Source organism: Aquamicrobium sp. NLF2-7 (assembly GCF_022359935.1).
Classification (GTDB): domain Bacteria; phylum Pseudomonadota; class Alphaproteobacteria; order Rhizobiales; family Rhizobiaceae; genus Mesorhizobium; species Mesorhizobium lusatiense.
Map to the genome: position 1 here is coordinate 380,494 of NZ_JAKSED010000002.1, position 10,990 is coordinate 391,483.

The window sequence follows — 10,990 nt, forward strand, 5'->3', positions numbered from 1 at the left end:
GCGATCTATGCTCCAGCTTCAGCAACATCACATCCTGTTTCCCGCAAGGTCATGTGCCATGGCCATCGCTCATTCGGGCGTTCTCCGGCGGACAGCGTGATGTCGACTTTCAGCACTTTGAACCGTCATTTTGTTGCTGTTCGGCAACTGGGGGTGAAAAATGGAACAGACTGCGCGCGGCACGCAAAAACACTGAAGGGCAGCGGTGTGTGCCATGAACCCAACAAATCAAGCATTAAACCTGAGTTTCAGGAACAGGATTTATGCAAGGCCCTGAAACCACGCGGTCACTCGCCGTTGCGCCAGTTTGCCGGCTCCGTTAGGTCTGCCGGATCATTGTGTGTTTTCCGGCAAGGCTGGCGTGGAAAAGCTCGACCTCAAGCGATTGATGGCCGCCTTCGTGAAGATGCGGCCGTGCCTCGAAGCGGCGGCGCTCGCCCGCGTGCTCTCCGCGGCCACGGCGGAGAATCTCGTTTAGGCTCGGAATGCATCGAAAAAACTGTTTTCAGTTTGTTCGGCAGAGTCATGGCCACCCATACAACCAGAGCTGAAACAGCCCGGATACTATCCGATACGCGTAGCCAAAGGGACGTAGCCCCCGTCTCTAATCCCATCCTCCCGGATGAGGGAATGCGCGCCCATTGCCTTATTGCGCATGGGATTACGACGCAGGTGCAACTGTTCAATGGAAGTTCCCGGCGCGACAGTCCAGACGCCGGACAAGCCAGAATTTCCGGAATGGGAACGAGGGTTCTTGATCAAGGGGGGGTCCCGCGTCTCCGGAAAGAAAGCTCCCGGCCAACAAGCAGTGCCCAAAACAGCAGTGCATTGTCCATCTTCGTGGGGGGATGCACACAGCAGACGACGGCCGTTTCGGTCGTCGAACCAGTGGAACCGTGCCGGCACCATATCGCCTGACAGATGACGGGTGATCGTGTCGCACGGTTCTTTAATCGAGGACACGATCATGGGTAACAATAACGGGCTTGGCGGGTTTGGCCTTTATCTTCCTGGCTGGCCGCTCGGCAATCAGGACCAGAGCCAGGATCAGGACCAGCATCAGGATCAGGGGCAGGACCAGCATCAGGACCAGGAATCCTGGCAGAACCAGGACCAGGAACAGTCCGCGCAGAATACGGCCAACAACGAGGCCAGCAACAATGCCGGTAACAATGCGGCCAACAACGCCGCCAATGCTGCCGGGAACGCCGCTCAAAACGGCGCATCGAACCAGGCCGGCAATGCGGCCAACAACGCAGCCAGCAATGCAGCGGCCAATGCGGCCGAGAATGCGGCCAGCAATGTGGCGGAGAATGTCGCCACCAACGCCACCAATGTCGCCACGAACGTTGCGACCTCGGTGTCGACATCCGTGAATGTCGGCCTTGACGGCATCATTCCCAGCGACAACGATTTCGCCGACGTCGATCTCTATGGCGGCGCCAGTGTGGATCAGCTCTTCATCAATCGCGACGGCGTGATCTCCTATGATCCCGGCGACGACGTGTCCTTCGAGGACATCCTCAACGGCTCGCTGAACGGGTCCGGCAACAATGCCTTCGTCTTCAATCAGGTCAACGATCTGGTCGACAACGACACGCTGAGCGACCCGCAGGTTCACAACAATAGCAACTTCCAGCAGCAGGGCAGCGCCACGGGCGGCTTCGCCAAGACCGGTGACGGCATTGATGCCGGTGGTGGCGGCGGCACCGGTGGAGGCGATGCCAATGCCGATGGCGGCTCCGGCGGACGCGGCTCGGCATATGGTTCCGACGCCTTCGGCGGCTTCGGCGGCCACACCAGCGCCAGCGCCGGCGACGGCAATGGCGCGGCCGGAGGCGACGGTGCGGCAGGCACCGGCCTCGGGCTCGGCCTCGGCGGCCTTGGCGCCGGCATTGGTGCCGGTGGCAGCGGCGGTACTGGCGGTGACGGCGGCGCAGGTGGTGGCGGCGGCGCCGGAGGTTCTGCCTATGGCGGTGCCGGAGGATCGGGCAGCGGCGGCCCCGGCGGATCGGGTGCCGGCGGGACTGGCGGCAGCGGCGGCATGGCCGGCGATGGCGGCGCGGGTGCGGCGGCAGCCGATGCAGCAGCGGCGGCGGCGCCCGGATTGATGGGTGCGGCGGCGGCTGATGCGGCAGCGGCGGCAGCAGCGGGTGGCACTGGCGGCACCGGTGGCACCGGCGGCGCTGGCGGCGTCGGCAATGGCGGCCTCGGCGGTGACGGCTTCGGCGGCTTCGGCGGCTCCGGCACCGGCGGCATGGGCGGCATGGGTGGCGCAGGCGGCACCGGCGGCGACGCCGATGGCGGCGGCGGCCTCGGCTTCGGCGCGGGTCAGGGCATCGGCCTCGGCCTTGGCGGTGGTCTCGGCGGCGCAGGCGGCGACGGCGGTGCGGGCCTCGGCGGATGGGCTCTGGCAGCCGGCGGTGACGGTGGCGCGGCCTGGGCAGGAGAAGTATCCGGCGGCAACGGCGGCTTCGGCGGCATGGGTGGCATAGCCACCACGGGTGCCGGCGGTGCAGGCGGCGCAGGCGGCGTGTGGGGCTCCAACAACGGCGATGACGGCTACGTCACCGGCTCCTCGCAGGCCTCTGCCAGCGCGCTCGTCGATACGAGTGCCTTCAACCAGCAGATCGTCATGGGCGCCAACGTCCTTGGCAATACGGTTGACATGACTGTGGTCGGCGGCGACCTGATCAGCACGCTGGTCGGGGAAGATGACGGATAAAAATGCCGTCCACGGGTCCGGCGCTCTCGCCCCCCAAGAGCGCCGGGTTCTGGAGCTGTGCATGGTCCCCGTGCACAGCTCCGCACTTTTCCCTTCATGCTCGCAGCGGGCAATTACGGGAGACGGGGGAAGCAGATCTGGAATGAAGCCCTGCGCCGCTCGCCAGAGCGGCAGGCCGGGGCATTGCAAGGGGCGGGCGGCCCTGACGAACGGTTCTGCTGGCAAGCCAGCGAGGTAGTGCACCATGCATATGGACTCGACCACCGAGATCATCGCCCATTTCATCGGAGTGTTTTCCCAGACAGTCGAGGACGTGCGGCTGCGGCTGGACTATGCGAAGTTCACCGCCCAGCGCGAAGCGCCGCCTGAAGCGGGGGAACTGCCCGACATAAAGCTCGCCATGACCAGTCCCTACACGCTGGGGCAGTTCGCGCCGAAGGTGACCTATTCGCCGCCGTCCTTCGACATCGTGCCGGCGAGCGTGACCACTTCGGTGCCCACCCATCAAATCCCCGTGCATATCCCGCCGGGCAACATGGCCGGCGTGGCCGGTCCCGCCCGCCAGCATGACGTGCCAGCAGCGGGTGAGAGGGTGATCCCCGAATATGAGCCGATCGGCTCTCTGGCGGTCTATCTGCGGCAGGAAGCACAGCTTGTCGACAACGACTATCTGTCGATCGGCAATCACGGGCTTGCGATGCAATCGGCAGGCGACCCCGTCGCAGCATTGGCGAAGCTGATGGAAGACGCTGCGCAGCTCCAGCCAGTCGCCGACATGGACGGCCTGCACTCGCAAGCTGGTGCTGGCGACTTCATCCAGCATGTGGCGGCTGCCGCCGATGCATTGCCCGACGCCGCGCCTGAAGGCGGCAGCCTGTTCGTGGCGCAGGGTGCGGCCACCGCCGGCATCCATGTCAACGGAGAAAGCCTCAACGAAGCACCGGTTCTGGAAGATTTTCTGCCGGTGAAATTCCGGCCCCCCGCAGAAGACCCATCCGCGCAGACGCAGGACGATGCGCCGGTGCCCACCGGCGTCGACCATTCGCTCACTCCGATGATCGGGCTGGAGGCGGGAGGCAATCTTCTGGTGAACGAGGCGGTGCTGGTCAACAACTGGCATGGCGCCCCGGTGGTTGCCGCGGTCGGCGACTATATGCATGTCAACGCCATCAGCCAGACGAATGTCTGGAGCGATTGCGATGCGGTTTCAGATGCGCTGGGTGGCTGGCAGCGGCTGACGGATACGCCGACGCAGGCCTTCAATGTCGCGACGATCGAGACCATCGCCAACCCGGCCTATGGCGGGCAGGCCGACGAAGGGTCCGGCTTTCCCGCCTACTGGCAGGTTGCGCGGATCGACGGCGATCTGGTGATCGCCAACTGGATCAGGCAGATCAGCTTCGTGCAGGACAACGACGTCACGGTCATGGCGGCCTGCGGCGGCGGCACCACCATCACGCTCGGCGACAACACGGCCGTCAACATCGCGTCCGTGGCTGAGCTCGGCAATTATTATGATTTCATCATCGTCGGCGGCAGCGTCTATCACGGCAACATCATCAGCCAGACAAACATCCTGCTCGACGACGATCTCGTCGGCACGGTCGGCGACTTCCAGACTGCGGGTGAAGCGTCGCTGTCGACGGGCGGCAATCTGTTGTGGAACCAGGCGTCGATCACCCAGTTCGGGACGATGAGCTTCGGGGGGCTTCCGCCGTCCTTCCGGGAGGCCGCGGACAAGCTCGCCTCCGGCCCCGCCGACGCGCCGGCCGATCTGCTCCGGCACGAAGCCTTCAGCGGCGTGGGCGGGCTGAAGGTGCTCTATGTTTCCGGCAATGTGGTCGACCTTAACTACATCAGCCAGACCAACATCCTCGGCGATGCCGATCAGGTGGCGCTGGCCATGGATCAGGCAGGCGCATATGCCGATGCCGACTGGACCATCTCGACCGGCACCAACGCACTCGTCAACCATGCCCACATCGTCGACGGCGGCGTCGATTCCACGGTCTATGCCGGCGGCAGTGTGTATTCGGACGAATTGCTCATCCAGGCCGAGCTGATCTCGCACGACAGCGGACTTTACACGCAGGACACCAATGCGCTGGTCAGCGAGGCCGTGGTGTTCCTGAGCGACGACCTGCTGGCGCCCGACACCGGTGATGGCGCAACGGCCCATGACGGCGGGGTACCGGACATCGGGTCCGCCGATCTGATGCAGACCATGCTGAGTTGATACGAGCCATACGACCAGTGCGGACGGGAGGGGGCGGGAGCGTCTTCATGGAGAGGTTTCAGGCAAATGCGGCACCTGTGGCCGCACCAGGCAACACGACATTTCGCGAGCCCGACCCCGAGTCGCTGATACGGGTGCTGGCGGCGCTCGAAAGGGAGATCGAACTCTCCCTCGAGGATGCCGTGTCAGAGCACCGGCGCACGAACGAGCAGGCGGATCGTGAGGCCGCGTCCGAAAGGATGCGCGACGATCCCGCCCCGGAGACCACGATGCGACAATCGCAGGATTGCGGACCCGAACCGGCCAGACCGGGCGCCACGGTCATGCTGGAAGGCGCCAGCGGCCCGATAGAGGCGCGGCCGCAGCCGAAGGTTCAGAGCGCCGGACAGCCGCCGCCCGCACCCGGTCGCTATGCCGTTGCCGATGACCGGGGCACAGGTGGCAGGGAGAGCAAAAGCGGAACCTTCCACCGCCGCCTCGGGCCAGTGGACCTGTCGAAAAGCCTCAGCGCCGGGTTGGGCGCGGTGCGCAGGAACCTCCTGATGGTGTTCCTGTTCACCAATGTCAGCAACATTCTGGTGCTGGCCATTCCCGTCTATCTCTTCCAGATCTCGGACCGGGTGCTGACCAGCCGCTCGACCGACACGCTGGTCATGCTCACCATCGTCATCGTCGGGGCCGTGCTGTTGCAGGCCACCTTCGACGCCATCCGCCGCTTCATCCTCATGCGCACCGCCGTCGAGGTTGCCGCACAGCTCGGCGCGCCGATCCTGAGCGCTGCCGCCCGCGCCTCGCTGCATGGGTCGGGGCGCGAATACCAGACGCTTGGCGATCTCCAGCAATTGCGCTCCTTCCTCGTATCCGGAACCTTGCTGTCCTTCCTCGACATTCCTTTCGCACCGCTGTTCATACTGGCCGTCTATCTGGTGCATCCGCATCTGGGCAGCATCATCATCCTGTCCGGCGTGCTTTTGCTGATCGTCGCCTTCGTCAACCAGCGCATGACCGCCGCTCCGTTCGGCGAGGCCAATGTCTACCAGAGCCGCGCCAACCTGCATCTCGATTCCATGGCCCGCAATTCGCAGATCATCAACGCGCTGGCGATGATCCCCGAGGCGGTGAAGATCTGGGGGCAGGATACGGCCGGATCGCTGAAGGCGCAGGTGAAGGCGCAGGACCGCAACATCGTCTCGGCCGCCACCTCGCGCGCCATCCGCCTGCTGACGCAGGTGGCGCTGCTGGGCTGGGGCGCATTCCTGGCCATCGAGGGCGAGATCACCGGCGGCATGGTGATTGCCGCCTCCATCATCGCCGGCCGCGCTCTCGCTCCGATCGAAGGCTCGATCGAAGGCTGGAACCAGTTCATCCTGTCGCGCGGCGCCTACAGCCGCATCAGCGCGCTGCTGCGTTCCTCGCCGCTCAACCTCGAACGGCTGGTGCTGCCCAATCCGGAAGGCCGGCTCGACGTGGAGCGCGTGCTCTATGTGCCGATGGGCACCAAGCGCGTGGTGCTGAACGGCATCAATTTTTCGCTTCAGCCGGGCGACTCGCTTGCCGTGATCGGCAATTCGGGCGCGGGCAAGACAACGCTCGGCAAGATGCTGGTCGGCTCCATCCTGCCGACATCGGGCGCCGTTCGCCTCGACCTCATGGATCTGCGCAACTGGGACCAGCGCCAGTTCGGCGACAATATCGGCTATCTGCCGCAGGACGTGCAGCTCTTCCCAGGCTCGATCAAGGCCAACATAGCGCGCATGCGCGACGATGTGGACGACGCCGAAATCTACCGGGCCGCCGTGCTTGCCGACGTGCACGAGATGATCGCCACCTTCCCGCAGGGTTATGAAACGCAGGTGGCGGCCGACGGCTCGCCCCTGTCGGGCGGGCAGAAGCAGCGCATTGCCCTTGCCCGTGCCTTCTTCGGCGATCCGCGCATGATCGTGCTCGACGAGCCGAATTCCAATCTCGATGCGGCCGGCGATGCCGCACTTGCACGCGCGCTGCGCCACGCCAAGGAAAACCGCATCACGGTGATCGTCATCACCCAGCGACCGGCGCTGCTGCGCCATGTCGACAAGATCCTGCTGATGACCAACGGCACCATCTCCATGTTCGGCCGGCGCGACGAGGTGTTGCGCGCGCTTGCGGCCCATACCGCCGGCCATTTGCCCGACAGTCCGTTCGGCGAGCATCTTCCCCGGCCGGGCGCGATGCAGCCCAATGCAGCGCCGGCCAATATGACCAGAGCAGGTGCAGCATGAGTACGGATATCGCCAAACTCCAGGATCTCACCTGGTATGCCGGGGTTCCCCGTTCCATCAGGAAGCAAAGCATCGCCGGCGTCGTGCTGCTCGTGGCGTGCTTTGGCGGCTTCGGCCTGTGGGCCACCTTCGCGCCGCTTGCCGCTGCCGTCATCGCGCAGGGCAGCTTCGTGGCCACCGGCCAGAACAAGATCGTGCAGCATCTGGAAGGGGGCGTTATCAGGGAAATCCTCGTTTCCGAGGGCGACCATGTGAAGGAGGGGCAACCGCTGGTGCAACTGGACGAGACCTCGGCGCTGGCCAACGAGCGCCAGCTTTTCCTGCGCCGTGCGCGGCTCGATGCCATCGTCGCGCGGCTTACCGCGCAATCCGAGGGGCAGAAAAGCATCGCCTTTCCGGCTGAGCTGACCAGCAACGCCATCGATCCCGAGATTGCGGAAATCCTGGCCAGCCAGCGGCTCAATTTCGAGGCCTCGCAGCGCAAGTTCACCGGCGAGATCGAGCTTCTGAACAACAACATCGCCGCCCTCGAATTCCGTGTCGGCGGCTATGAGGCGCAACATGCGGCGCTGTCGCAGCAGATCGGCTTCCTCAGGGAGGAATATGCCGGCAAGCGCAAGCTCTATGAGCAGGGACTGCTGCGCAAGCCCGAGATTTCGGCGATCCAGCGCGTCATGGCCGAAGCGGACGGCCAGAGCGGACGGCTGGCGGCGGAAATCGACGAGACGCGATCCCAGATGGCGCGCTACCGCCAGCAGAAGAACCAGACGCTCGCCGCATACCGGCAGGCGGCGCTCGACGAAATGCAGAGCGTCGAGGCCGAGCTCGACTCGGTGCGCGAGCAGTCACGCGCGGCCACGAACGTGCTGCGACGGGCGACCATCAACGCGCCGGTCAGCGGAACCGTGGTCCGGCTCTACTACCATACGGCGGGCGGCGTCATCGAAAGCGGCAAGAGCATTGCGGAAATCCTGCCGTCCGATGTTCCGCTGATCATCGAGGCGCAGATACCGCGCACCAAGATCGATGCCATCCGCACCGGACAGGAGGCGACGGTGCGGCTGACGGCGCTGAACCAGCGCACGACGCCGGTGCTGACCGGAACGGTCTATTACGTCTCGGCCGATGCGCTGCGCGAGCAATCGGTGCAGGAAGTGCGCGAGATCTATCTGGCCCGCGTGCGCCTGTCGTCCAGCGAGCTGGCGCGGGTGCATGGCTTCCTGCCGACGCCGGAATGCCGGCCGAAGTGCTGATCCAGACGGCGGAACGCACCTTCTTCGACTATCTGTCGAAACCGATCCGCGACAGCATGAACCGTGCCTTCCGGGAAGATTAGACGATAAATAGACGCCGGGCGGTCCGGATGATAGGATCGCTGCGGTCTTGGGCAAGCAGGCAGCCTCGCGATGAACCGACCGGCGCCGCCTTTCAGGGATGTGCTGACCCTTCTGGGTCAGCTCAACTACACCTGGACCAACACCGAAAGCCTTCTCATCCACCTGATCGCCGGGCTCGCCGGAGTGGATAAGGAAACGGCCACCATCATCTTCCTGACGCTCAACACCACGCGCGCGCGCGTCGATCTGGTCGAGCGGCTGGCCAAGATGGCGCGCACGCCGCCGCCCGTTCGCAAGGACGTGCTCGACGTCACCCGCAAGATGATGGCCGAAGCCAAGCTGCGCAACAAATACAATCACTGCATCTATTCGTTCGACGACACGGGCGACAACGTCTCCACCCTGCTGATGCGGGTTTCCGAAACCGCAGACCAGCTCAGATACGGCAAGATGGACGCCATCGACGCCGACGAGATCGCCAACATCACCCGCTCGATCGGCAGGCTTGCGCAAACCAACCGCGACATCTGGGCCCTGGCCCGCCGCCACCGTTTTCCGCTCTGAAAAGGCTGACGGAGCCGGCCGGAACGTTCCGGTCGGGAACGCCGTCCCGGCTGCTGCGGATGCCGTTGGAATGTTCACTTCCAACGGCAAAGCCATCCCGGCATTGGTGATGTTCCGGGCGGAGGCGCCACGGACAAAGCGGATGGGCAGTTCCTGACTGCATTCGCGACTGCGCGTCGCAATCCGCTGCTGAAACGTCCGGCGAAACAGCTCAGGGGCACTATCATATACCCCAAAATCTGGTCGCTGCCTCAATTGCGAGCAGGCTGCTTTTTCAACCGCCCGCACAGCCACTCAAAATCGCCTGTCGTGGAATTACCCGGAGGCGACTGATGCGGTTTCTAGCGCGGATGCGTCGCGTGCGATCCGCCTGCCTGCGCATAACCGGGAAACATGTGATTGATCTTGAAGGCAACTTCGGTGCGATTGGTCGCCTTGAGCTTGCGCATGATGTTGCGGATGTGGACCTTGACGGTGCTTTCCCGCAGGTTGAGTTCGTAGGCAATGATCTTGTTGGCCTTGCCCCGGCGCAGCGCCTCCACCACCTCGGCCTGGCGCAGCGTGAACATACCCGACAGCGGCTGCGTTTCCGGCCGGGATTCCACCAGCCGCCGCATGGCAATCACACTGCTGGCGGGAACGAAGACGCCGCCTGCCATGGCCAGCCCGATTGCCTCTATGCAGACACCTATGCCAACCGAGGTTGGAATAAAGCCCCTGACGCCATATTCGAGAGCCTGCAGAATTTGCGGCAACTCATCCGTATCGGCCAGAACAATCAGAGGAATCTTTCCAAATTCGGCAGAAAGGCGCCGGATTTCATCCTCCACCTGCGCATCGCCGACACGTCTTCCCCCAAGATTGAGCAGAATTGCGCAAACAGGGGGAACCTCGTCGCGCCGGGCCGTGTACTCCTCGATCCTGCCGACAGCCAGCACCTCCAGTCCCACGCCCCGCGCAATGAGGCTCTGGGCAAAGCATTCCCGCTCAAGGGCACGATTGTCGATGATGACGAGCGTTCGATCAGGCTGGCCCGTGTCCTCTACTCCTCCGGGGGGCTCGGTGCCGGGGTCATGTATGCGATAGAGAGAAATGGGAGAATTGACTGGCGTTTCAGAGATCGATGCTTTTGTGAAATTGAAAGCGATACCCGTACTCATAGGTTTAATCCCCTTTGAACTTTAGGTTCTGACATCGGCTCTGAGTGGTAGTCGCGACGTTGAAACCCAGCCGTGGTGACATCATGGCCGGGCAATCCCCCCCGAAGCCGAATGCAACCTTAGCGTTTTTCTTGGGACCATAAAATTAACCAGATTAACTGAACGTTAATCAAGCTAAATCCGGGAGTACATCTTATGGGGGAGCGAGATTATCCGTCTCAGGAACAGAAGGAGCAGCCGAACCAACCGGGCGCCGGGATATGAAATTCCTGCACGATCTGCATGCACGCCATTTCCCACTCCAATGGCGTTCCCCTGGCACGAAGAGGTTTCCTCCTGCGGAACATGTATGTTGCGCTGCAGTACTACTGGCCAGTTTTACGGCATTGGATCGAACAAAACTGCTCCGATAAAGAAGTAGGACGCAGCTCCCACAAACGAGGGACTTTTTTATTTATTGATTTAAGTTAACCTGAGACAACCTTTGGTAGCCTTTCAGAGTACCATCGGGATGAAAACCGCCGTTTCAGAAGCAACCTCTTGCAGTTCGAAATTTAGGAGGAAAGACAAAAGAAGGGGATCGGATGGATGAAACGCGCGATGCTCTTACCCGAAAATTGCAGCATTCAAAAGGGCTGGGGCCCGAAGCGACCTGATCATGCTGCGGGAGTTTGCAGAGGCAGCGCTCGCTGATAGAGGCTGGCAGG

At 63.3% G+C, this 10,990-nt stretch carries 6 protein-coding genes and 1 pseudogene; 6 read left to right on the plus strand and 1 reads right to left on the minus strand.

The features are described 5' to 3' along the window. Window positions 1-340: 340 nt before the first annotated feature. From MIC97_RS18575 to MIC97_RS18600, 6 genes and pseudogenes are all read left to right on the plus strand, one after another. Complete coding sequence (locus MIC97_RS18575) at window positions 341-478, plus strand: hypothetical protein (protein ID WP_239801461.1); 138 nt, start codon at window positions 341-343, stop codon at window positions 476-478. A gap of 489 nt (window positions 479-967) precedes the next feature. Beyond that, window positions 968-2,725, plus strand: coding sequence for a hypothetical protein (locus MIC97_RS18580; RefSeq protein ID WP_239801487.1), 1,758 nt, complete (start codon window positions 968-970; stop codon window positions 2,723-2,725). A 244-nt stretch (window positions 2,726-2,969) separates the two neighbouring features. After that, the gene (locus tag MIC97_RS18585) at window positions 2,970-4,961 is read left to right on the plus strand and encodes a type I secretion protein (RefSeq protein WP_239801462.1); all 1,992 of its coding nucleotides are present in this window, start codon (window positions 2,970-2,972) and stop codon (window positions 4,959-4,961) included. Between the two features lie 323 nt (window positions 4,962-5,284). Further along, window positions 5,285-7,222 (plus strand): type I secretion system permease/ATPase, encoded by a 1,938-nt coding sequence (locus tag MIC97_RS18590; protein WP_345773564.1) that lies wholly within the window; start codon window positions 5,285-5,287, stop codon window positions 7,220-7,222. After that, window positions 7,219-8,558, plus strand: a pseudogene (locus MIC97_RS18595) (HlyD family type I secretion periplasmic adaptor subunit). Before MIC97_RS18590 ends, MIC97_RS18595 begins: the two are co-directional and overlap by 4 nt. Before the next feature lie 70 nt (window positions 8,559-8,628). Continuing rightward, entirely contained in the window at window positions 8,629-9,123 is a 495-nt protein-coding gene (locus MIC97_RS18600; protein WP_239801193.1) for a hypothetical protein, read from the plus strand. A 341-nt stretch (window positions 9,124-9,464) separates the two neighbouring features. Here MIC97_RS18600 and MIC97_RS18605 read toward each other — a convergent pair whose 3' ends face one another. Continuing rightward, window positions 9,465-10,283, minus strand: a complete 819-nt coding sequence (locus MIC97_RS18605; protein ID WP_239801194.1) for a response regulator transcription factor — start codon at window positions 10,281-10,283, stop codon at window positions 9,465-9,467. Between the last annotated feature and the right edge of the window lie 707 nt (window positions 10,284-10,990).

Excerpts from the sequence above, each read along its gene's own strand:
- MIC97_RS18580 (WP_239801487.1), top strand. The coding sequence starts at position 968 with ATGGGTAACAATAACGGGCTTGGCGGGTTTGGCCTTTATCTTCCTGGC.
- MIC97_RS18585 (WP_239801462.1), top strand. The coding sequence starts at position 2,970 with ATGCATATGGACTCGACCACCGAGATCATCGCCCATTTCATCGGAGTG.
- MIC97_RS18590 (WP_345773564.1), top strand. The coding sequence starts at position 5,285 with ATGCTGGAAGGCGCCAGCGGCCCGATAGAGGCGCGGCCGCAGCCGAAG.
- MIC97_RS18600 (WP_239801193.1), top strand. The coding sequence starts at position 8,629 with ATGAACCGACCGGCGCCGCCTTTCAGGGATGTGCTGACCCTTCTGGGT.
- MIC97_RS18605 (WP_239801194.1), bottom strand. The coding sequence starts at position 10,283 with ATGAGTACGGGTATCGCTTTCAATTTCACAAAAGCATCGATCTCTGAA.